Raw genomic sequence first — 21,572 nt, 5'->3', positions numbered from 1 at the left:
GTCCTCACATCCGGAAGACGCCGAAGCCGGGCTCACCCAGCGGGGCGTTGGCACACGCGGTCAGGGCCAGACCCAGCACCTGCCGGGTCTCCATCGGGTCGATCACGCCGTCGTCCCACAGCCGTGCCGTGGCGTAGTAGGCGTTGCCCTGCTGCTCGTACTGCGCGCGGATCGGCTCCTTGAAGGCCTCCTCCTCGGCGGCGGGCCACACCTCGCCCCGGCCCTCGAGCTGGTCGCGCTTGACCGTCGCCAGCACCGAAGCGGCCTGCTCGCCGCCCATCACCGAGATCTTGGCGTTCGGCCACATCCACAGAAAGCGCGGGGAGTAGGCCCTGCCGCACATCGAGTAGTTCCCCGCGCCGTACGAGCCGCCGACGACGACCGTCAGCTTCGGCACCCGGGTGCAGGCCACGGCCGTGACCATCTTCGCGCCGTGCTTGGCGATGCCGCCCGCCTCGTAGTCCCGGCCGACCATGAAGCCCGAGATGTTCTGCAGGAAGAGCAGCGGGATACCGCGCTGGTCGCACAGCTCGATGAAGTGCGCGCCCTTCTGGGCGGATTCGGAGAACAGGATGCCGTTGTTGGCGACGATGCCGACCGGGTGACCGTGGATCCGGGCGAAGCCGGTGATCAGCGTCGTGCCGAACTCCGACTTGAACTCCGCGAACCGGGAGGCGTCCACGATCCGGGCGATCACTTCGCGTACGTCATAGGGAGTGCGGGAGTCCACCGGCACCGCGCCGTACAGCCCGGCGGGGTCCACCTTCGGCTCCTCGGCAGGCTTGACCGACCAGGGGAGCGGGCCGCGCTCGGGGAGCGTAGCCACGATGTTCCGTACGATCCGCAGCGCGTGCGCGTCGTCCTCGGCGAGATGGTCGGTGACGCCGGAGATCCGGGAGTGGACCTCGCCGCCGCCCAGCTCCTCCGCCGTGACGACCTCGCCGGTCGCGGCCTTCACCAGGGGCGGACCGCCAAGGAAGATCGTGCCCTGGCCGCGAACGATGACGGCTTCGTCGCTCATCGCCGGGACGTACGCCCCGCCGGCCGTGCAGGAGCCGAGCACCGCCGCGATCTGCGGGATGCGCGCGCCGGACATCCGCGCCTGGTTGTAGAAGATCCGCCCGAAGTGCTCGCGGTCCGGGAAGACCTCGTCCTGCATGGGCAGGAAGGCGCCGCCCGAGTCCACCAGATACACACAGGGCAGGCGGTTCTCCAGCGCCACCTCCTGGGCGCGCAGGTGCTTCTTGACCGTCATCGGGTAGTAGGTGCCGCCCTTGACCGTGGCGTCATTGGCGACGACGACGACCTCGCGGCCGCTGACCCGCCCGATACCGGCGATCACTCCGGCGGCCGGGGCCTGCCCGCCGTACATCCCCTCCGCCGCGAGCGGCGCGAGCTCCAGGAAGGGCGAGCCCGGGTCGAGGAGGGTGTCCACACGGTCGCGCGGCAGCAGCTTCCCGCGCGCCGTGTGCCGGGCGCGGGCCTTCTCGCCGCCGCCGAGGCGGGCTGCCGCCAGCCGGCCGCGCAGACCGTCGGCGAGCTCCTGGTGCGCCGCCTCGTTGGCCTGCCAGGCCGCCGAGGCGGGGTCTGCCGCGCTCGCCAGCACGGGTGCCTGCTGCATCGTCTTGAGCCCCCTTGCCCGTACGACTCCGTTGTCGCTTCCGTACGAGGATCAGTTAATGAGCGTTAACGCGTTTCCACCAGGTTAACGAGCGCTAACAGCCTTGTCTAGAATCAATGCCATGAGCACCAGGACGGACGCCCCGAAGCGCCGCGAGCAGATCCTCAAGGAGGCCGCCCGCCTCTTCGCCGAGCGCGGCTTCCACGGCGTCGGCGTCGACGAGATAGGGGCTGCCGTCGGCATCAGTGGCCCCGGTCTCTACCGGCACTTCGCGGGCAAGGACGCCATGCTCGCCGAACTGCTCGTGGGCATCAGCGAACGGCTGCTGAGCGGCGGCCGGCTACGGGTGGAGGAGGCCGAGGCCGACCCCCGGGCGCTGCTCGCCGCCCTCATCGACGGGCACATCGACTTCGCGCTCGACGACCGCCCGCTGATCACCCTCCACGACCGTGAGCTGGACCGGCTGCGAGACAGCGACCGCAAGCTGGTGCGGCAGCTGCAGCGGCAGTACGTCGAGCTGTGGGTCGCGGCGGTACGGGAACTGCATCCGGAGGTCCCCGAGTCGGAGGCCCGGGTGGCCGTCCACGCGGTGTTCGGTCTGCTCAACTCGACGCCGCACCTCGGCTCGTACGGCAGCGGCCTGCCCGGCCGGGCGGCGACGGAGACACTGCTGCGGCGCCTGGCCCACGGGGCGTTCGCGTCACTGACGGTCTGAAGGCACCGCGCCGCGCGCGGCCGCCGCAGGTCATCGGCCGGGTGCGTCCAGCGTTCGGGACAGCGGGCATCGTCCGTGCCCCTGACGGCACAATGGGGCTCATGCCGATACCCAGCCGCGCCGCCCTCGTCGACCACCTCGTCCGCTCACGTATCGCCGGAGACGTCGCCACGCCCCGCGACAACAACCTTTCCCACTACCGCAAGCTCGCCAACGGCGACCGGCACTACTGGCTGGGTCTCGAGCTCGGCGACCGCTGGACCGATGAGCAGGACGTGCTGGCTGTCATGGCCGAGCGGTGCGGTGTCAGTGACGATCCGGGGCACCGGCAGGGCCAGGACACCATCGACCCGGAGCTCACCGTCGACGCCCTGGAGCGGATGGCGGCCCGGCTGCGCAAGGCTGTCGCCGGGCGGCAGCGGGTGCTCTTCGCGACCGGTCACCCGGGTGGGCTGCTGGATGTGCACAGACAGACCGCCGACGCACTGCGGGCCGCCGGCTGCGAGATCGTACGGATTCCGGGCGGGCTGACGGCCGACGAAGGCATGGTCTTCCAGTTCGCGGACGTCGCGATGCTGGAGCGCGGCGCGACCCTGTGGCACACCCACTCACCGGCGCCCATGGCCGCGATCCTCGACGGGCTCGAGCGGGAGGGCCGCGAGCTGCCCGATCTGGTGGTGGCCGACCACGGCTGGGCCGGGTGCGCGGGGCAGCGCGGTCTCGACTCCGTCGGATACGCGGACTCCAATGACCCGGCGCTGTTCATCGGTGAGGCGGAGGGCACCCTCCAGGTGACCGTCCCGCTCGACGACCATGTCACCGATCCGCGCTTCTACGACCCGATGACCGCCTACCTGCTGGACGCGGCCGGCCTCTCCTGACCGAGGCCCGGTGTCGGATCCAGATACACCCGACGGATCGCCGGGAAGCGCTCCCGCAGCTGCTCCTCCGCCTCCTCGCACGCCCACTCGACCTGCCGGGCGCTCGAGGCGTCCCGGAAGTCGACCTTCGCGGCGATCAGGACCTCGGCCGGGCCCTGGATGATGGTGGTCAGCTCCAGCACGTCCACAATGTGCGGGACCGTGAGGATCTCCTCTCGTACGGCTTCGCGCACCGGTTCGGGGAGCGGGCGGCCGATCAGCAGCTGGGCGTTGCTGCGGCCCAGTACCCAGGCCACGAACACCAGCAGCACGCCGATCAGGACCGACGCGACACCGTCCCAGACGCCGGAACCCGTCAACTGGGCGCCGAGCAGTCCGCCGGCCGCGAGCAGCAGACCCGCCAGCGCCGCGGTGTCCTCCAGGACGACCGCCTTGACCGCGGTGTCGGGGGTCAGCCGCAGATAGCGGCCGGCCGGCACCCCCAGCCGGGCGGCGTCGGCGCGGACCTGCCGGACGCCCGTACGCAGCGAGTAGCCCTCCAGCAGGAAGGCGACGCCGAGCACGATGTACGAGACGAGCGGATCGCCCGGATTCTCGCCGTGGGTGAGGGTGTGGACGCCGTCGTAGACGGAGAAGACCGCGCCGCCGACGAACGTCGCGACGGCAGCGAGCAGCGCCCAGATGTAGCGCTCGGGGCCGTAGCCGAGCGGGTGGTCCTCGTCGGCCGGCTTCGCACTCCGCTCGAGGGAGGTGAGCAGCAGCAGTTCGGTGACCGTGTCGGCCACCGAGTGCGCCGCCTCGGAGAGCATGGCGCTGGAGCCGCTGATCACGCCGGCGACGGCCTTCGCCACGGCGATGCCGAGATTCGCCACCGCCGCGACGATCACCGTGGAGGTGCTCTCACCTGTGCTCGCAGGCTGTTCGCTCGTGCTCGCAGGCTGTTCGCTCATGTACCGGACCGTATGTCCGATCAGTGGGGTACGCGAACGACGCCTTCCTGGATGACGGAGATGGCAAGCCGCCCGTCCTGGGTGTAGATCCGCGCCTGGCCGAGGCCCCGCCCGCCGGACGCCGACGGTGACTCCTGGTCGTACAGCAGCCACTCGTCGGCCCTGAAGGGCCGGTGGAACCACATCGCGTGGTCGAGCGAGGCGCCGACCACGTCGCCGACGGCCCAGCCGCCGCGGCCGTGTGCCAGGAGGACCGAGTCGAGCAGCGTCATGTCGGAGACGTACGTGGCGAGGCAGACATGGAGCAGCGGGTCGTCCGCGAGCTTGCCGTTCGCCCGGAACCACACCTGTGAGCGCGGCTCGCGCGGCTTGCCCACGCTGCCGTACGGCGGAGCGTCGACATAGCGCAGATCGACCGCGGCCCGTGCTTCGAGCAGCCGCTCCACGGTGCCGGGGTCGACGAAGTCGCCCGCGTACCGCGGCAGGATCTCGGCCGCCGTCGGCAGGGTCTCCGGGGCGGGCGCCGACGGCATCGCCGCCTGGTGCTCGAGTCCCTCCTCGTACGTCTGGAAGGACGCGGAGAGATGGAAGATCGGCTGTCCGTACTGGACGGCGACGACCCGGCGCGTGGTGAACGAGCGGCCGTCGCGGATGCGGTCGACCGTGTAGACGATCGGCGCGTCCGGGTCGCCCATGCGCAGGAAGTACGCGTGCAGGGAGTGGGCCGTGCGGTCCTCGGGGACGGTGCGGCCCGCGGCGACGAGTGCCTGGGCCGCGACCTGTCCGCCGAAGACGCGCGGCACGAGGGCGGAGCGGGACCGGCCCCGGAAGATGTCCTGCTCGATCTGCTCCAGGTCGAGCAGATCGAGCAGGTCGTCAAGTGCTGAGCTCATGGGAGGAAGGTAACTGTCCTTACAGGCCCATGGACTTGGCGATGATCGACTTCATGACCTCGCTGGTGCCGCCGTAGATGCGGTTGACGCGGTTGTCGGCGTAGAGACGGGCGATCGGGTACTCGTTCATGTAGCCGTAGCCGCCGTGCAGCTGGAGGCACTTGTCGATGACGCGGTGGGCGACCTCGGTGCAGAACAGCTTCGCGGACGCGGCTTCGGCGGGCGTGAGTTCGCCCGCGTCCAGAGCCTCCAGCGCGCGGTCGGCCACGGCCTCGGCGGCGTCCACCTCGGCCTGGCAGGCGGCCAGCTCGAACTTGGTGTTCTGGAAGTGCGCGACCGGCTTGCCGAAGACCGTCCGGTCCTGCACGTACTGCTGGGCGAACCGGACGGCGGCCTTGGCCTGCGCGTACGCGCCGAACGCGATGCCCCAGCGCTCGGAGGGAAGGTTCGCGCCGAGGTAGTAGAAGCCCTTGTTCTCCTCGCCGAGCAGGTCCTCGGCCGGGACCTTGACGTCGACGAAGGCGAGCTCGGCGGTGTCGGAGGTCTTCAGGCCGAGCTTGTCCAGCTTGCGGCCGACGGAGTAGCCCTCGGACTTGGTGTCCACCGCGAAGAGGGAGATGCCGAAGCGGCGGTCGTCCTCGCGCGGGGCGGAGGTGCGGGCGCACACGATCACGCGGTCGGCGTGCACACCACCGGTGATGAAGGTCTTGGCGCCGTTGAGGACGTAGTGCGTGCCGTCCTCCGAGAGCTTGGCGGTGGTCTTCATGCCCGCGACGTCGGAACCGGTGCCCGGCTCGGTCATCGCCAGCGCCCACATCTCCTCGCCGGTGACGAACTTCTCCAGGTAGCGCTTCTTCTGCTCGTCGGTGGCCAGCATCTGGATGTACGGCAGGGCGAGCAGCACATGCACGCCGGAGCCGCCGAAGTTGACGCCCGCGCGGGCCGTCTCCTCGTACATCACGGCCTCGTACTTGTGCGACTCGATGCCGGCGCCGCCGAACTCCTCGTCGACCCGGATGCCGAAGACGCCCAGCTCGCCGAGCTTGTAGTAGAAGTCGCGGGGCGCCTGGCCGGCGGCGAACCACTCGTCGTAGACGGGCACGACCTCGGCCTCGATGAACGCGCGGATGGTCTCGCGGAACGCCTCGTGGTCCTCGTTGAAAACGGTACGGCGCACGGGACGCCCCCTTCCCTTTGTGGCTGACCGCCGCCGCTCTCGCGGAGGTGGTTCACCGCCATCGTGGTTGCTCACATGGTGGACTAAGCGCTTGCTCACATTAAAGTTACCCGTGGGTCACAGAGGCTGTCCAGAGTCCGGGATGGTCATCCGCGTCACAGCCGGCGTCTCACAGCGAGCGCAGCGCGAACCACAGCTCCATCCGTACGTCGGCGTCGTCCAGGTCCTCGTCCAGCAGCGTCGCGCAGCGCGCGATGCGCTGGCGGACGGTGTTGCGGTGGACCTCCATCGCCGCCGCCGTGCGGTCCCAGCTGCCGTGCAGGGAGAGCCAGCTGCGCAGGGTCTCGACCAGCGCGGGGGAATCGGCGAGCGGTGCGAGACGCATCCGCGCGTGGGCGGCGGCCTCGTCGGGCGAGAGCAGCGCGGTCAGCGAGGTGCCGCGATGTCTGACCAGATCGGTGCGGGTGGCTGCGGCCCGGTGGACGGCCCTGGCCGCCTGGGTGTCGGCGGCACCGAGCTCCTCGGGGCCGACGGGGGCGCTCACGCCGAGCACCCAGCCCGGCTGCGGGGTCACCTCGCGGTCGGCCGGGAGCAGGATCCGTACGGTGCCGTCATCGGCCGGGTCGACGAGCGCGCTGCCGAGTCCGGCGCCGAGCGCGGACGCGGCGAAGGGGGTGCCGCGCTCGCCGCGCGCGTGCACGACGATCCACCGCTCGGCTCCCAGCAGCGGCGCGGTCTCGGCGGGCCGCGCGCCGAGCAGCAGCCGTACGAGAGCGGCACTGCGCCCGGTGCTTTCGGCGCCCTGGTGGGGCGCGGTCAGCAGCGAGAGCAGTACGACGGCGACGCCGGCGACGGTGTGGTCGCCGGGCTCACGGAGGGGAGTGGCGAGGCCGAGGACGAGGCCCTGGCTGCCGCCGAGGGCGTAGGCGGAGAGATGGGTCCCGCCGACGGCGTCACTGGCGGACGCCGGCGCGAGTCGGCTGGTCTCCCCGCCGTCCGCCGGGCCCCGCCGCGCGGCGGGGTCGGGGCGTGTCCCCTCGGTCCGGGCAGGCGTGGGGTGGGCGCCCTCCTCCGTGGCCGCCGACGACGGGTTCACCACCTGCGCCAGCCGTGTGAGCGCCGCCCGCGCCTCCGGGCCCGGGGCGCGGCCCGCGGCCGACAGTTCCGTGCCCGAGGCGTCGAGCAGCACCGCCTGGCCGCCCAGCCTTGCCGCCAGCTGATGGAGGACCGCCGGGACCGGGTCGGCGCGGGCCGCCGCCGTGGCGAGGCCCTGCTGGGCCTGGGTCACCCGGCGCAGCTCCCGGTGACGGGCCTCGGCCATCAGCCGCCACACCGCGCGGGCCACCGCCGTGAACGTCGTCTTCGGCGGGATCTCCAGCAGCGGCAGGCCGTGCCGGTCGCATGCCTCGATCAGCGCGGCCGGGACGGTGTCGTACACCGGCGCGACGCCGAAGCCGAGTGCCGCGGCGCCCGCCTGCACGATGCGCGACACATACCTGTCGGGGTCCTTCAGCAGCACCCCGGCGCTCATCAGCAGCTCGCCGCCGAGCAGATACGGATAGGGGTCCTCCATCTCCGAGGTGTGCACCCAGTGCAGCACCGTGCCCGCCTCCGGCCCGGCGATCTGGCGCAGGCCGAGATCCTCGCGGGCGAGCAGCGCGGCGAGGGGGACAGGTGTGGTTGGTGGGGCTGCTGCAGACTCCGGCATGGATGGTCCATCCATCGGTGGCGTTGAGAATGGATAAAACGTACACTTCAGCGTTGCTTTCCAGCCACCTAGCGTCGTCTCGCACAAGGACTGAGGACCCGGGGGACGAGACGGAAGGAAGCCGATGGCTGTCGACTACGCAGTGATCGTCGTTTATCTGGCCGGCATGCTCGGCATGGGCTGGTGGGGCATGCGCCGCGCCAAGTCCAAGAGTGAGTTCCTGGTTGCGGGCCGCCGACTCGGCCCCTCGATGTACTCCGGCACCATGGCGGCCATCGTTCTGGGTGGCGCCTCCACCATCGGTGGCGTCGGCCTCGGCTACAAGTTCGGTCTCTCCGGCGCGTGGATGGTCTTCACCATCGGCCTCGGTCTCCTCGCCCTCTCGGTGTTCTTCTCCGCCCGCATCGCCCGGCTGAAGGTCTACACCGTCTCCGAGATGCTCGACCTGCGCTACGGCGGCAAGGCCGGTCTCATCTCCGGCGTCGTGATGTGGGCGTACACGCTGATGCTCGCGGTCACCTCCACGATCGCGTACGCCACCATCTTCGACGTCCTCTTCGACCTCAACCGCACAGCCTCGATCATCCTCGGCGGCGCGATCGTCGTCGCGTACTCGACGCTCGGCGGCATGTGGTCGATCACCCTCACCGACATGGTGCAGTTCGTCGTGAAGACGGTCGGTGTGCTCCTGCTCCTGCTGCCCATCGCGGTCGTCAAGGCCGGCGGCTTCAGCGAGATGAAGGCGAAGCTCCCCACCGAGTACTTCGACCCGCTGGGCATCGGCGGCGAGACGATCTTCACGTACGTCCTGATCTACACCTTCGGCATGCTGATCGGCCAGGACATCTGGCAGCGGGTGTTCACGGCGCGCAGTGACAAGGTCGCGCGGTACGGCGGCACGGTCGCCGGTACGTACTGCCTCGTCTACGCCCTGGCCGGCGCCGTCATCGGCACCGCCGCCAAGGTCATCTACCCGAAGCTGCCCAACGCCGACGACGCCTTCGCGACCATCGTCAAGGACGAACTGCCCATGGGCGTACGCGGTCTGGTGCTGGCCGCGGCCCTCGCCGCCGTCATGTCGACGTCCTCCGGAGCGCTCATCGCCTGCGCCACCGTCGCCAACAACGACATCTGGTCGCGAGTGCGGGGACTGGCCTCCCGCAAGGGCGACGACCACGACGAGGTGAAGGGCAACCGCGTCTTCATCCTGATCATGGGCATCGCGGTCATCTGTATCGCCATCGCGCTCAACAACGTCATCGAGGCGCTGACGGTCGCGTACAACCTGCTCGTCGGCGGTCTGCTGGTGCCGATCCTGGGCGGTCTGCTGTGGAAGCGCGGCACCGTGTACGGCGCGCTGGCCTCGGTCACCGTCGGCGGCCTCTCGGTCATCGGCCTGATGGCGTCGTACGGAATCCTCGCCAACCAGCCCGTCTACTACGGACTGCTGCTGTCGCTGGCGGCGTACGTGATCGTCTCCCTGGCGACCCGGCCGACGGACGCGGCGACCCTGGCGAACTGGCGCGAACGACTCGCGGGCCGCGGCGCCGACGAGGAAGAGGCCCCGGCCGAACCCGTCGCCGTCAACAGCTAGAGTCGAAAGCGCAACGAAGCGTAGGAAAGAAGGCAATTGATATGAGCAGCAACGAGCAGCCGCGTGGCCCGGTCGACTCGTCCCGTATTCCGCGGTACGCCGGACCCGCGACGTTCGCCCGGCTGCCCCGGCTCGACGAGGTCGGCAGCGCCGATGTCGCCGTGGTCGGCGTTCCCTTCGACTCCGGGGTCTCCTACCGTCCCGGAGCGCGCTTCGGCGGCAACGCCATCCGTGAGGCGTCGAGGCTCCTGCGCCCGTACAACCCGGCGCAGGACGCCTCGCCCTTCGCACTCGCGCAGGTCGCGGACGCGGGTGATATCTCCGCGAACCCGTTCAACATCAACGAGGCAGTCGACACGATCGAGGCCGCGGCCGACGAACTGCTGGGCACCGGCGCGCGGATGATGACACTCGGCGGCGACCACACCATCGCGCTGCCGCTGCTGCGCTCGGTGGCCAAGAAGCACGGCCCGGTCGCGCTGCTGCACTTCGACGCGCACCTGGACACCTGGGACACGTACTTCGGCGCCGAGTACACGCACGGCACCCCGTTCCGCCGGGCCGTGGAGGAGGGCATCCTGGACACCGAGGCGCTCTCCCACGTCGGCACCCGCGGTCCGCTGTACGGCAAGCAGGACCTCACCGACGACGCGAAGATGGGCTTCGGCATCGTGACGTCGGCCGACGTCTACCGGCGTGGCGCCGACGAGGTCGCCGACCAGCTGCGCCAGCGCATCGGCGACCGGCCGCTCTACATCTCCATCGACATCGACGTACTGGACCCGGCGCACGCGCCCGGCACCGGAACCCCCGAGGCCGGCGGCCTCACTTCCCGCGAACTCCTCGAGATCCTGCGCGGCCTGGCCTCCTGCAACCTCGTCTCGGCGGACGTCGTCGAGGTCGCGCCCGCGTACGACCACGCCGAGATCACCTCGGTCGCCGCGTCCCACACGGCGTACGAGCTGACCACGATCATGTCCCGCCAGATCGCCGAGGGGCGCGCCAAGTGACGCACGATCACGACCTCGTACTGCGCCCCACCGAGGCCCAGACCGCGGCCGCGCTGAACCCGGCGCCCGGCCGCAACGGCGGCGACCTCGTCGTGGAAAGCCTCCAGGGCCTGGGCGCGACCACGATCTTCGGCCTCCCGGGCCAGCACGCGCTCGGCATGTTCGACGCGTTGCGCCGCTCGCAGCTGGAGTACGTCGGGCTGCGTGTGGAGAACAACGCGGGCTTCGCCGCCGACGCTTACGGCCGGGTCACCGGCCAGGTCGCACCGCTGCTGCTCTCGACCGGTCCCGGCGCGCTGATGTCGCTGGCCGCGCTCCAGGAGGCGGCGGCGGCCTCCGCGCCGGTGCTCGCCATCGGCAGCCAGGTCCCGACGCCCGGTCTCGGCGGCGGCCGCCACGGCTATCTGCACGAGCTGCGCGACCAGCAGGCGTCGTTCCGCGACATCGTGAAGTCCGTGCACATCGTCCGTACGGCCTCGCAGATCCCGTCCGCGGTCGCCGCGGCCTGGCAGTCGGCGCTGACGGCCCCGCACGGCCCGGTCTGGGTCGAAATCCCGCAGGACGTGCTGCTGGCCGAGACTACCCTGCCGGTCGTCACGGCCATGGACGCCACGCCGCAGGAGGTCGTACCGCGCCCCGAACTGACGGCCGTGGCTGCGCACTTGCTGTCCAACGCATCACGACCGGCGATCATCGCGGGCGGCGGAGTCGTACGCTCCGACGCGTGCGGAAAGCTGCTCGCCCTGGCGGAGAAGATCGACGCGCCCGTCGTCACCACCTTCGGCGGCAAGGGCGCCTTCCCCTGGGAGCACCCGCTCTCGCTCCAGTCCTGGCTGGAGGACCGCCACACCACGGACTTCCTCGAATCCGCGGACGTCCTGCTCGTGGTCGGCTCCGGTCTGGGTGAACTGTCCTCGAACTACCACACGTTCGCCCCGCGCGGCCGGGTCATCCAGATCGAGGCGGACGCCGGCAAGCTGGAGTCCAACCACGCGGGCCTCGGCATCCACGCCGACGCGCGCCTCGCGCTGTCGGCGCTGCTGGAGACGGTGGCGGAGCGCGAGGATCCGGCCGCGGCCGAGTCCGTGCGCACGGTCCTGACCCAGGTCCGGGCACGCATCGCGTCCCAGGAACTCACCCTGGAACAGCAGCTGCTGGCTTCCGTCCGCGAGGCCCTGCCGGACATGTCCCCGAGCTTCTGGGACATGACGATCCTGGCCTACTGGGCCTGGTCGGCCTTCGACGCCCGCTTCCCGAACACCATGCACTCGGCCCAGGGCGCGGGCGGCCTCGGCTACGGCTTCCCGGCGGCGCTGGGCGCCGCGGCGGCGGACCGTACTCGTCCGGTCCTCGCGGTCTCCGGCGACGGCGGCGCGATGTACTCGATCGCGGAGCTGGCGACGGCCCGCCAGTACGACCTCCCGGTCACATGGCTGATCGTGGACGACGGCGGCTACGGCATCCTGCGCGAGTACATGGAGGACGCGTTCGGCGAGGCGACGGCGACGGAGCTGTCCCGCCCGGACTTCGTGGCACTGGCGGAGTCCTTCGGGGTCCCGGCGGTCCGTACGACTCCGGAGTCGCTGACCGAGGACCTGGCCAAGTCCTTCACGGAGCCGGGCCCTTCGGTGGTCGTGCTCCCGGCGGTCCTCCGCATGTTCGCCCCGACGCACCTCTGAGCTCCCCGCCCGCCCCCTGACTCCTGCGCCCTGCTGCTCCTTCCCCCGTGGAGCGGCGGGGCGCAGGTCTGCCACGGCTACGGACGGACCTGAGCGAACGGGACGGATCCGCCGTCGTACTCGTCGTCCGCGCCGAAGACCGGAATCAGCCGACGGCAGCCGGTTCCGCGGGCTGTGAGCGGCTTCCCGGGCGTCGTTCGAAGGAGATCAGCTGAGCGACGACGCTCGCGTAGAACCGGTCCACGGACTCGTCGACGCTGCGGATGAACCCGGACTCGGCGCTGCCACGAGTGGCACCCATGCCCTTGAACAACGACAGCCGGAATCCGGTCGTCCGTGCGCCGTCCTTGGGCAGCATGTCGGCAGGTTCGGGCCGTAGCCGTTCCAGGGTGCCGCGTGGACCGTTGCCGCCCTCGACGAGAGTCTCGACATGGAGGTCCGCAGGTGCCTCGGCCAGCAGTCGGATCAGGCGCTTGGCCGAGGTGAGGGGATAACTCCCCTCCGGGGCCTGGATTTCGATGGATGTGCGAAGTCTGGCGGTCCGCAGATCCGCCGTGATCGCGAGAACGCCCGGCGTACCGTCGATGCGCAGCTCGGAGGTCAGACGGCCTTCGTCGCACAGCCGGTCGGCGAGTACGGCACGCCGGGAGTGCGGATCGGAGCCGCGCTTGGCGCGCTGTACCGGCAGGGCCTTCTGGCCGAGTTCGCCGCCGAGGCGCAGACAGACCTGGCGGATGAGCCGCTCCCAGCTCTCGACGACCTCCACGGCACGTCGGTCGCCCTGGCAGAGGGTTTCCGTATCGATGCCGTTCCGTACGGGCACCCAGGCCGGCCCCATGTTCTGAAAGCCGTGGCAGCCGGAATTCTCGTGCTGAAGGTAGTGCAGCAATTCCTGCAGGAGCCAGGCATGGGCGGCATTGCCGACGCCCTCATGGCGGATCAGCATCTGTGCCTGGTGAGCCACTTCGGCCCAGGACAGATGCCAGAGTGCGACCTTGTGCTTGCGCCGCCCGTCGGTTCTGACGTCCACCAGCGGACTGCCTTCCAGGGCAACGTCGTTGGAGAGAGTGATGACTGCTTCGTATCCGCGGCGGGCGGCAATGTCCATGTAGTTCTGGACCTGTTCCGCCTTGAGCGCGTTCCCGTTTGTCTTCGTCTCGACCAGCGCGGTCCACAGCTTGCCCGCACGCTCCACACGGATGACACCGTCCGGGCGCTTGGGGGTGTCTCCGTGCGGCAGCGTGACCTCGGTGAAGGTCTGCATACGGCCGGCGGGTGCTCCGAAAGCAGCGGTGAGGCGACGCCCCAACTCCGGTACTTCGGCCATCACCGAAAGCAGGACGGAAGTGGCTCGCAGCTCGCGCTCCTTGTCGCTTTTGAGCGACGGCACGGGGAAGAGCCGGGCAGGCCTCCACGAGTCGTTCTCGGCGAGGGATTTCTTGGCCACCTTGGGCAATGTGACCTTCTTCTTGGCGGTGCGAGGGCCGCGGGCCCTCCTTGCCGGCGGCTCAACCCCGACCGGCTCCGCGCCGCTTGCCGACTGCGTGGGGAAAGCCGCCGTCGACTCGCCGGCGGGCGGCCGGGGCTCATCGGCCTTCGGTACCTGCTCCACCGCGGGTCCGTCCACGGCGTCGTCATCGCTCGCGTCATCGATATCGATGCCGAAGTCCGTGGCCAGACCTGCCAGCCCGGTCTCGTAGCCCTGGCCGATTGCCCGGAACTTCCACTCCTCGCCCCGTCGGTACAGCTCACTGAAGATGAATGCGCTCTCGACGCCGGCGTCGGTGATGGAGAACCCGAGCAGAGCCTCGCCACTACGATCGGCGAGCGTGACCCGCAGGTCGTCCAGTTCACCGAAGCAGGAACCGCCGTACTGACTGGCTGCCACCACAATGCGTTCGACATCCCGGGGCACTGCGGTCAGATCGAGGCTGATGCGGTCCTCGCTGCCACTGTCGGTCGGCGTCTTGCCCAGCAACTGCACGCTGCCGTCGGCCGCGGCGGGGTTGTTGTAGAAGAAGAAGTCGGCGTCGCTGCGCACCTTGCCGTTGCCGTCCAGCAGCAGCACGGACACATCCGCGTCCCCGTCCCCTGTCGCACTGCTCCAGCGCAGACTCACGATCACTGAACCGGTGTCATCGCTCAGGGCTGCCAGGCCGACATTGGAACCCTTGGCCATTTCGCGCATGCCGTTCCCCCAGACGTGCGGCCGCCTCCGGACAGGCCCCAGCAGCCGCAACATGTCGATCTGTGACGTAGCTCGCACTCGGTGCGACGAAGGAACCGTAGCGCTCGCAGCCGGCGCACGAGGAGATGATGTGAAGAAAGGGGCGGCCAAGGAACGGGCAGCCGAATCTTCGGACTCCCCGTCTGCTGCTGAGCGCCGAGCCGTGGGCACCGGCCAGGCTCACGGGAACTGCATCCGGAGGGCAACCCGGCGGGGGTGGGCCGCCGCCCCACCCGCCCGGCCTGGGTCGGCACCCCGGTCGCTGTCCCACCGTCAAGCCGGAGCCACAAACCCCGACTCGTACGCGGCGATCACCGCCTGCGTGCGGTCCCGCGCGCCCAGCTTCGACAACACGGCGCTGACATGAGACTTGACCGTCTCGGTGCCGACCACGAGCTGACCGGCGATCTCCGCGTTCGACAGTCCCCGGGCCATCAGCCTCAGCACCGCCGCCTCCCGTTCGGTCAGCGCCGCACGCTCCATCGCCGCGCGGGCGGTCCGGCTGCCGTATTCCGTTGCCAGGGAGCGGACCGCCGCGGGAAAGAGGAGTGACTCGCCCTCCGCGACCAGTCGCACCGCGTGCACGATCTCCGCGGGGCGCGCCCGCTTGAGGAGAAAGCCGTCGGCGCCCGCCCGCAGGGCGTCGTAGACGTACTCGTCGTTCTCGAAGGTCGTGATGACAAGGATCTTGGGCGGATCGTCGACGGTACGCAGTACGGCGCGGGTGGCTTCGATGCCGTCGAGTAGCGGCATACGGACGTCCATCGCCACCACATCGGGCCGCAGTTGCCGAACCAGGGGGATCACGGCGGCGCCGTCCGCCGCCTCGCCGACCACCTCGATGTCCGGCTGGGCCTCGAGCACGGCTCGTAGCCCCGCCCGTACGAGAGGTTCGTCGTCGACAAGCAGCACTGTGATCGGCACCCGGTCAGCGTAGGCCGTCCAGTGGAAGCCCCACGTGCACCCTCCATTCACCGTTGTACGGACCGGTGTCGGCCTTCCCGCCGAGCAGCGCCGCACGCTCGCGTATGCCGCGCAGCCCGCTGCCGCGGGCGGCTGAAGTGACCGGTCCCGAAAGGGGGTTGGTCACCTCCAGCTCAAGCCGGCCGTCGGTGACGGCGATCCGTACGCGCGTCCTCACCGGACCCGCGTGCCGGAGCACATTGGTGAGCGCCTCCTGGACGATGCGGTAGCCCTCCCGGGAGACAGGGCCCGGGACCTGCTCCACCGGGCCCGTCACCGCGGAGTCGACCGTGGCGCCGGAGGCGCGCGCCGACTCCAGCAACCGGTCCGCGTCGGTGAGTGTCGGACGCCGGCTCACGGGCTGTCCGGATTCGCGCAGCACCAGCAGTACGCGCTCCAGGTCCTCCAGCGCCGCGCGGCCGGTCTCCTCGATGGCGTTCAGTGCCCGGTCGGTGAACTCCGCACTGCCCGCCGCCCTGGCCGCACCCGCCTGCACAACCGCCACCGTCAGTGCGTGCCCGATCGAGTCGTGCAGCTCCCTGGCGATCCGGTTCCGTTCCAGCAATTGTTCGGTGCGCTCCTCCAGGGCGGCGAGCAGCGTCGCGGCCGACGGGCCGAGCAGTCGCCGCGCAATGGCCGTGATCAGCTTTCCGAGTCCCACAACGACCGCCAGCAGAGCGACGATCGGCAGTGGCACGAGCAGCGCGTACCACCAGTGATGTCCCGGCACGTCGACCAGCTCGCCCTCGCCCGTGCCGCCGCCCGCCGCGGCCATGGCCAGATCCACGGACAGCCCGAGCAGGTCCGCCGTGAGGAATCCGGTGAGCAGGCCCAGCGCCAGCCGGATCTCCATCCACAGAGCCGTGCGCCACCGGTCGGCCCAGGTGGCGGACGACTCCGCGGCGATACCCGAAGCCGACTCCGCGTATCCGTGCGGGGAAAGCAGCAGCCGTGCCTGCAGCCCCTCGGCCAGCCGCACCGCCGGAATGAGTCCCAGCAGTCCCAGCAGCACGACCGGTACATACGGCCGCTCGGTGTCGACGAACAGCCACATGCCCCAGACGATCACGCCGATGAAGAGGTGGAGCCAGCGGGTGTACGTCACCGATCGGGTCAGCGGGCGCAGGAAGCGGTGCATTCCGTCATCGTGCCAGCGCCCCGGTCCCCGGCGGCTCCCCCGCACGGGGGAGCCGGTCCCCACCGGCGGGGGAGGCCCCGGCCCCCGTCCGGCGGCCACGCTGGAGCCATGACCAGCATCGACGTCACAGACCTGACCAAGGAGTACGGGACGATCCGGGCCGTGGACCGGCTGACGTTCAGCGTGCGGCCCGGCCGGGTCACCGGCTTCCTCGGCCCCAACGGCGCCGGCAAGTCCACCACCATGCGTCTCGTCCTCGCCCTGGACCGGCCCACCTCCGGCACCGCCACCATCGGCGGACGGGCGTACGCCGCGATCGAGGAGCCGCTGCGCCACGTCGGCGCTCTGCTCGACGCACAGGCTGCGCCGGGCTCCCGTACCGCCCGCGACCATCTGCGCATCCTCGCCGCCGCGAACCGGATCCCGGCCGGCCGCGTGGACGCCGTGCTCGAGCAGGCCGGGATAGCGGGCGTCGCGGGCCGGCGGATCAAGACGTTCTCGCTCGGCATGCGCCAGCGCCTCGGGATCGCCGCTGCCCTGCTCGGCGACCCCGCGGTACTGATGCTGGACGAGCCGTCCAACGGACTCGACCCCGAGGGCATCATCTGGATTCGCGAACTGATGCGGCAACTGGCCCGCGAGGGCAGGGCCGTTCTTGTCTCGAGCCACCTGATGAACGAGACCGCTTCCTTCGCCGACCATCTCGTCGTCCTCGGCAGGGGCCGGCTGCTCGCCGACACCGGTATGCAGGATTTCATCAACGCCCGGACCACACCGAGGGTGCGGCTGCGCACCACCGAGAGCGAGCGGCTGCGCACGGCCCTGACGGGCAAGGGCTTCACCCACGTCGAGGACGAGGACGGCCGCTGGACCGTGGAAGGCGCCAGGGTGGAGGACATCGGGCCGCTCGCCGCTCACGAGGGCATCCCGATCCTTGAACTCGCCGATGAAGAGGCCACTTTGGAAGAGGCCTATCTCGCGCTCACCGCGGACGAGACCGAATTCGACGCACCCCGTCCGGCCGTGGCCCAGGAGGTATGACCGTGTCCATCACCTCCGTTCTCCACTCCGAGTGGCTCAAGATCCGCTCCGCACGTTCCCTCGGCGCAACGCTCGGGTCCGTCTTCCTCGCCACCGTCGCCTTCTCGCTGCTGATGTGCGCGACGCTCGGCACCGAGGAAACCGGCAAACCCGACTTCGACCCGCTCCGCTCCTCGTTCTTCGGCCTCAACTTCGGCCAGGTCGCGGCCATCTGCTTCGGCGCGCTGGCTGTCGCGGGGGAGTACAGGAGCGGTGCCGTCCGTATCTCGCTGGCCGCCGTCCCGCGCAGAGGTGTCTTCTACGCGGCCAAGCTCGCCGTCATCGGAGGCCTGGCGCTCCTCGTGGGACTGGCCACGAGTCTGACCTGCTTCCTGGCCGGCCAGGAGTTCCTCGGTGACCAGGGCGTGGGCCTCGGGCACCCGGGCGCCCTGCGCGTCGTCGTCGGCTGCGGGATCTATCTGGCGCTGATCACTCTGTTCTCGGCCGGACTTGCGGCAGTGCTGCGCAGCGGGCCCGCGGTCATGGGCATCCTCATACCGTTCCTGCTCATGCTGTCGTTCGTGATCGGGGACATCTCGCAGGACGGCGGCATTGTCGAGTTCCTGCCCGACCGGGCGGGCCAGCAGGTGCTGCTGCAGGAGTCCACCGGCATGCTCGGGCCGTGGAGTGGGCTCGGGGTCCTCGGACTCTGGGTCGCGGCGGCGCTCTGGGCGGGCTGGCAGTCGCTGCACCGCCGGGACGCCTGAGGGGCGATCGTCCGGCAGGCTCTCCGGGCCGCACCGGGCAGCGGGGTCGCCCCCGGCCGACGTCACGGAGCGCCATCGTCGGGGCACGCCGTCCATGTAGGCGCGGGGCGAAGCAGGGCGAAGCGAGGCGGAGTCCGGGACGCTCCGTGGGACGTACACTCCAACCATGGGTTGCACGCACGCGGTGAGAGAGGGCCTTCGACAGGCACCTCGCGCGCTGTGCACCACCGGCCCCGGGGCCCGCTGCCGCGCTTTGCACGGCCACGGCTGACCGGCTCGGGCCCTCTCCCTTCTTCCGCCCCGCCTGTGGAGCTTTCTCCACGGAGCCGGGGCCTCTTTCCTGTTTCCGGAACCCCGCTCCACTGATCTGTCTGCTGAGCACCACCCCCGCGACTCCTCGGCATGCCGTCGGCGTCGCCCTCGGCGACGGCCGGACCACCGGCTCAGTCGCACCCTCGAGAGGACCCCTGTGAAGTTGAGCGAGTTGCTGGCCGGGCACGACCATGAGGTTCTCCTGGGTGATCCGGAGACGAGGATCACCGCCGGGACGTGCTTCGACGCCCACCGCGTCTCGCCGGGTTCGCTGTTCATCGCGGTGCCCGGTCACTGCGAGGGCGGCCCCGAGCTCGTCGGCCCCGCTCTGGCACGTGGCGCGGTCGCGGTGCTCGTCGACGACGCGGCGCCGGAGCTCCCGGCCGCGGTGTGGGCGTCGGCCGACGGAGTGTGTGTCGTACGGGTGCCGGACACGCGGAAGGCGGCTGCGGTGGTCACCTCCCGCTACTACGGCGAGCCCGGGCGGGCGATGGACATGGTGGCCGTCACCGGCACCAACGGGAAGACGTCGGTGTCGTACATGGTCGAGTCCGTGCTCCGGATCGCCGAGGGCGCACGGGTGGGGGTCATCGGGACGGCCGGCAGCCGCATCGGCGACGAACTGATCCCGATGCCGAGATCGGCGCTGAGCACGCCGGAGTCGCCGGACTTCCAGTACCTGCTGGGGTGCATGCGCGACCGCGAGGTGAGCACCGTGGTCCTGGAGGCCACGTCCATGGGCCTGTTGAACCACCGGGTGGACCGCGCGTTCCTCGACGTGGGGATCTTCACCAACCTCACGCAGGACCACCTGGACGACCACGGCACCATGGAGAACTACCGGGACGCCAAGCTGCGCCTGTTCCAGGGGCTGTGCCGGCGCGCTGTGGTCAACGCGGACGACCCCGTCGGAGACGGGATCCGGACGATGATGCCTGGCGCCGTCACCACGTACGCGCTCGACGCGGAGGCCGACTACCGGGCGACCGACCTCAGCATGGACGCCCGCGGTACTCGCTTCACCCTCCACCACGCCGGACGCGAGTACCGTGCCGCGATCCCCGTCCCCGGGCGGTTCTCGGTGTCCAACGCGCTGGCCGCCGTGGCGGCCTGCCACCTCCTGGGGCATGACCTGGCAGGACTGGTCACCGCACTCGACCGGATGCCCCCGGTCCCGGGGCGCTTCGAACGCTTCGAGACCCCCCGCGGTACCTCAGTGATCGTGGACTACGCGCACTCTCCCGACTCCCTGGACAAGGTGCTCACCGCCATCCGGGACTTCGCCACCGGCCGGGTCATCACGGTCTTCGGCTGCGGAGGCGACCGGGACGTCACCAAGCGCGCGCGGATGGGGGAGATCGCCGGAACTCTCTCCGACGTGTGCGTCCTGACCTCGGACAACCCGCGGAACGAAGACCCCGAGACGATCCTGGACCAGATCACACCGGGTCTCACGGCGACCGGCGCCAAGTTCGAGCGGTTCGCCGACCGCCGCCAGGCGATCGCCTTCGCGCTGTCCGCCGCGGAACGGGACGACATCGTTCTGGTCGCGGGGAAGGGCAGCGAGCCTTACCAGATCGTCGGCGAACAACTGCTCCCCTTCAGCGACATGGCGACGGTGCGCGAACTCGCGGCCGGGCGGGGGTAGTAAGCGGCGCAGGGGCAGTACGCGGCGCACGCCGGTCACCGCGCGCGGTGACCGGCTGCATCTCCTGTCCGCCGGTGACGGCATCCGCAACGCCGCTCAGACCACCCGCCTGTACCGGCCGACGGTGCGGCTGCCGGCACAGTCGCACCGCTGAGACGTACAACCTCGTACAACTTTTCGGCGGCTCGTGAGTCATGTGTGGCGGGTGCGCCGGAGAGCGCGCCCGCCACAGCACAAGGGGACGGGAAGCCTCTATGACTCACCACCGAATATCCCGCCGCGCGCGGGCCGCCGCGGCGGCCCTGGCCGCGGGGATGTTTGTGCCGCTGGCCGCGGGCGCGACGCCCGCGGCCGCCGCCACGCCCACGGTCGCCTGCACCTCCAAGAAGGCGGGCCTCGCCGACAAGCTCCGCCTGGACATCACCGCGGCGCTCAAGGGCCGGAAGTCGACGACCGCCGTGCTCGTCAACGACCGGGTCAGCAAGACCAGCTGCGTACTGCGGCCGGACCAGAAGTTCGACTCGGCCAGCGTCGTGAAGGCGACCGTGCTCGCGGCACTGCTCCTGGACACGCAGATACAGAAGCGCGGATTCACCCAGCGCGAGTTCACGCTGGCCAACGACATGATCACCAAGTCGGACAACGCAGCCACGAGCGCCCTGTGGAAGCAGCTCGGCCTGACGAAGATCAAGAGGTTTCTCACGGCTGCCGGCATGACGCAGACCGTTCCCGGCGCCGACGGCTACTGGGGGCTCACCCAGATCACCGCCCGCGACGAGCAGAAGCTGCTGGCCACGCTGACCGTGCCGAACACCGTACTCACCGACGCCTCGCGGTCGTACGAGCTCAAGCTGATGCGCAATGTGATCGCCTCGCAGCGCTGGGGCACGCCCGCCGGAGCCCCCTCCACCGTCACCGTCCAGCTCAAGAACGGCTGGCTGTCGCGGGCCACGCACGGCTGGCGCGTTCACAGCATCGGCGCATTCACCGGCAACGGCCACGACTACACGATCACCGTCCTGACGCAGGACAACGCGACCATGAACGACGGCGTCAACACCATCCAGGCCGTCGCCCGCGCGATCCACCTGGACCTCAACCCGACCGCGGACGCGCGCACGGCTGTCACGCCGCCGGCCGTCCCGCGCGAGGCGTTCCCGGCCGTGCCCGAGAAGGCCCCCGCGTCCTAGGACGGGCCGCAAACGGTCCTGGGTCGAAAGACCGAAGTTTGTTACGGCGGGATGAAATCCGCTGCTCGCCGCGTTGGTG

General features: G+C 70.4%; 17 protein-coding genes. 9 read left to right on the top strand and 8 right to left on the bottom strand.

Annotated features, from left to right (window positions below):
• Positions 1-4: 4 nt before the first annotated feature.
• On the bottom strand, positions 5-1,621 hold the full coding sequence (locus OG966_RS14565) for a carboxyl transferase domain-containing protein (protein ID WP_326650037.1): 1,617 nt from the start codon (positions 1,619-1,621) through the stop codon (positions 5-7).
• Between the two features lie 121 nt (positions 1,622-1,742).
• Between OG966_RS14565 and OG966_RS14560 the strand changes: the two genes are divergently transcribed.
• Entirely contained in the window at positions 1,743-2,336 is a 594-nt protein-coding gene (locus tag OG966_RS14560; RefSeq protein WP_326650036.1) for an SACE_7040 family transcriptional regulator, read from the top strand.
• Between the two features lie 101 nt (positions 2,337-2,437).
• A complete protein-coding gene (locus OG966_RS14555; RefSeq protein WP_326650035.1) occupies positions 2,438-3,217 on the top strand; it encodes a phosphatase in 780 nt (259 codons plus the stop codon).
• On the opposite strand, the gene OG966_RS14550 is transcribed toward OG966_RS14555, so the two are convergent.
• The 4 genes from OG966_RS14550 to OG966_RS14535 all read right to left on the bottom strand — a co-directional run bounded on the left by OG966_RS14550 (position 3,187) and on the right by OG966_RS14535 (position 7,945).
• Positions 3,187-4,167, bottom strand: coding sequence for a cation diffusion facilitator family transporter (locus OG966_RS14550; RefSeq protein ID WP_326650034.1), 981 nt, complete (start codon positions 4,165-4,167; stop codon positions 3,187-3,189). The two genes, OG966_RS14555 and OG966_RS14550, sit on opposite strands and share 31 nt — an antisense overlap.
• 20 nt (positions 4,168-4,187) lie before the next feature.
• Positions 4,188-5,060, bottom strand: a complete 873-nt coding sequence (gene tesB, locus OG966_RS14545) for an acyl-CoA thioesterase II (protein WP_326650033.1) — start codon at positions 5,058-5,060, stop codon at positions 4,188-4,190.
• Positions 5,061-5,079: 19 nt separating this feature from the next.
• On the bottom strand, positions 5,080-6,237 hold the full coding sequence (locus OG966_RS14540; protein ID WP_326650032.1) for an acyl-CoA dehydrogenase family protein: 1,158 nt from the start codon (positions 6,235-6,237) through the stop codon (positions 5,080-5,082).
• 169 nt (positions 6,238-6,406) lie between these two features.
• Positions 6,407-7,945 (bottom strand): PucR family transcriptional regulator ligand-binding domain-containing protein, encoded by a 1,539-nt coding sequence (locus OG966_RS14535; RefSeq protein ID WP_326650030.1) that lies wholly within the window; start codon positions 7,943-7,945, stop codon positions 6,407-6,409.
• A 124-nt stretch (positions 7,946-8,069) separates the two neighbouring features.
• On the opposite strand from OG966_RS14535, the gene OG966_RS14530 reads away from it, so the two are divergent.
• Genes OG966_RS14530 through OG966_RS14520 form a run of 3 tightly spaced genes read left to right on the top strand, consistent with a single transcriptional unit; the run spans position 8,070 to position 12,228 of the window.
• Positions 8,070-9,539, top strand: a complete 1,470-nt coding sequence (locus OG966_RS14530; RefSeq protein WP_326650029.1) for a sodium:solute symporter — start codon at positions 8,070-8,072, stop codon at positions 9,537-9,539.
• Positions 9,540-9,580: 41 nt separating this feature from the next.
• On the top strand, positions 9,581-10,549 hold the full coding sequence (speB, locus tag OG966_RS14525; protein ID WP_326650028.1) for an agmatinase: 969 nt from the start codon (positions 9,581-9,583) through the stop codon (positions 10,547-10,549).
• Positions 10,546-12,228 carry a thiamine pyrophosphate-binding protein gene (locus tag OG966_RS14520; RefSeq protein ID WP_326650027.1) on the top strand — a complete coding sequence of 561 codons (1,683 nt, stop codon included), beginning with the start codon at positions 10,546-10,548 and terminating at the stop codon, positions 12,226-12,228. Before speB ends, OG966_RS14520 begins: the two co-directional genes overlap by 4 nt.
• Before the next feature lie 145 nt (positions 12,229-12,373).
• Here the strand turns inward: OG966_RS14520 and OG966_RS14515 are convergent, their stop codons facing one another.
• The 3 genes from OG966_RS14515 to OG966_RS14505 form a co-directional block, all read right to left on the bottom strand.
• Complete coding sequence (locus OG966_RS14515; protein ID WP_442806806.1) at positions 12,374-14,407, bottom strand: TerD family protein; 2,034 nt, start codon at positions 14,405-14,407, stop codon at positions 12,374-12,376.
• Between the two features lie 321 nt (positions 14,408-14,728).
• The gene (locus OG966_RS14510) at positions 14,729-15,379 is read right to left on the bottom strand and encodes a response regulator transcription factor (protein ID WP_326650025.1); all 651 of its coding nucleotides are present in this window, start codon (positions 15,377-15,379) and stop codon (positions 14,729-14,731) included.
• Positions 15,380-15,383: 4 nt separating this feature from the next.
• Complete coding sequence (locus OG966_RS14505; protein WP_326650024.1) at positions 15,384-16,556, bottom strand: sensor histidine kinase; 1,173 nt, start codon at positions 16,554-16,556, stop codon at positions 15,384-15,386.
• A 108-nt stretch (positions 16,557-16,664) separates the two neighbouring features.
• Between OG966_RS14505 and OG966_RS14500 the strand changes: the two genes are divergently transcribed.
• The 4 genes from OG966_RS14500 (at position 16,665) to OG966_RS14485 (ending at position 21,493) form a co-directional block, all read left to right on the top strand.
• On the top strand, positions 16,665-17,597 hold the full coding sequence (locus OG966_RS14500; protein ID WP_326650022.1) for an ABC transporter ATP-binding protein: 933 nt from the start codon (positions 16,665-16,667) through the stop codon (positions 17,595-17,597).
• The gene (locus tag OG966_RS14495; protein WP_326650021.1) at positions 17,594-18,343 is read left to right on the top strand and encodes an ABC transporter permease; all 750 of its coding nucleotides are present in this window, start codon (positions 17,594-17,596) and stop codon (positions 18,341-18,343) included. The genes OG966_RS14500 and OG966_RS14495 overlap by 4 nt, the downstream gene beginning before the upstream one ends.
• 469 nt (positions 18,344-18,812) lie before the next feature.
• Entirely contained in the window at positions 18,813-20,303 is a 1,491-nt protein-coding gene (locus tag OG966_RS14490) for a UDP-N-acetylmuramoyl-L-alanyl-D-glutamate--2,6-diaminopimelate ligase (RefSeq protein WP_326650020.1), read from the top strand.
• A gap of 254 nt (positions 20,304-20,557) precedes the next feature.
• Positions 20,558-21,493: a serine hydrolase gene (locus tag OG966_RS14485; protein WP_326650019.1), complete on the top strand. Its 936-nt coding sequence runs from the start codon at positions 20,558-20,560 to the stop codon at positions 21,491-21,493.
• Positions 21,494-21,572: the final 79 nt, after the last annotated feature.

This window comes from Streptomyces sp. NBC_01750 (assembly GCF_035918095.1).
Classification (GTDB): domain Bacteria; phylum Actinomycetota; class Actinomycetes; order Streptomycetales; family Streptomycetaceae; genus Streptomyces.
Note: the sequence above shows the minus strand (reverse complement) of the source record. Positions and strands in the feature narration are given on the sequence as shown.

What these genes read in the sequence shown, in the direction of transcription:
- OG966_RS14565 (WP_326650037.1), bottom strand. Translation starts at nt 1,621, where the DNA reads ATGCAGCAGGCACCCGTGCTGGCGAGCGCGGCAGACCCCGCCTCGGCG.
- OG966_RS14560 (WP_326650036.1), top strand. Translation starts at nt 1,743, where the DNA reads ATGAGCACCAGGACGGACGCCCCGAAGCGCCGCGAGCAGATCCTCAAG.
- OG966_RS14555 (WP_326650035.1), top strand. Translation starts at nt 2,438, where the DNA reads ATGCCGATACCCAGCCGCGCCGCCCTCGTCGACCACCTCGTCCGCTCA.
- OG966_RS14550 (WP_326650034.1), bottom strand. Translation starts at nt 4,167, where the DNA reads ATGAGCGAACAGCCTGCGAGCACGAGCGAACAGCCTGCGAGCACAGGT.
- tesB (WP_326650033.1), bottom strand. Translation starts at nt 5,060, where the DNA reads ATGAGCTCAGCACTTGACGACCTGCTCGATCTGCTCGACCTGGAGCAG.
- OG966_RS14535 (WP_326650030.1), bottom strand. Translation starts at nt 7,945, where the DNA reads ATGCCGGAGTCTGCAGCAGCCCCACCAACCACACCTGTCCCCCTCGCC.
- OG966_RS14530 (WP_326650029.1), top strand. Translation starts at nt 8,070, where the DNA reads ATGGCTGTCGACTACGCAGTGATCGTCGTTTATCTGGCCGGCATGCTC.
- speB (WP_326650028.1), top strand. Translation starts at nt 9,581, where the DNA reads ATGAGCAGCAACGAGCAGCCGCGTGGCCCGGTCGACTCGTCCCGTATT.
- OG966_RS14515 (WP_442806806.1), bottom strand. Translation starts at nt 14,407, where the DNA reads ATGGCCAAGGGTTCCAATGTCGGCCTGGCAGCCCTGAGCGATGACACC.
- OG966_RS14505 (WP_326650024.1), bottom strand. Translation starts at nt 16,556, where the DNA reads ATGCACCGCTTCCTGCGCCCGCTGACCCGATCGGTGACGTACACCCGC.
- OG966_RS14500 (WP_326650022.1), top strand. Translation starts at nt 16,665, where the DNA reads ATGACCAGCATCGACGTCACAGACCTGACCAAGGAGTACGGGACGATC.
- OG966_RS14495 (WP_326650021.1), top strand. Translation starts at nt 17,594, where the DNA reads ATGACCGTGTCCATCACCTCCGTTCTCCACTCCGAGTGGCTCAAGATC.
- OG966_RS14485 (WP_326650019.1), top strand. Translation starts at nt 20,558, where the DNA reads ATGACTCACCACCGAATATCCCGCCGCGCGCGGGCCGCCGCGGCGGCC.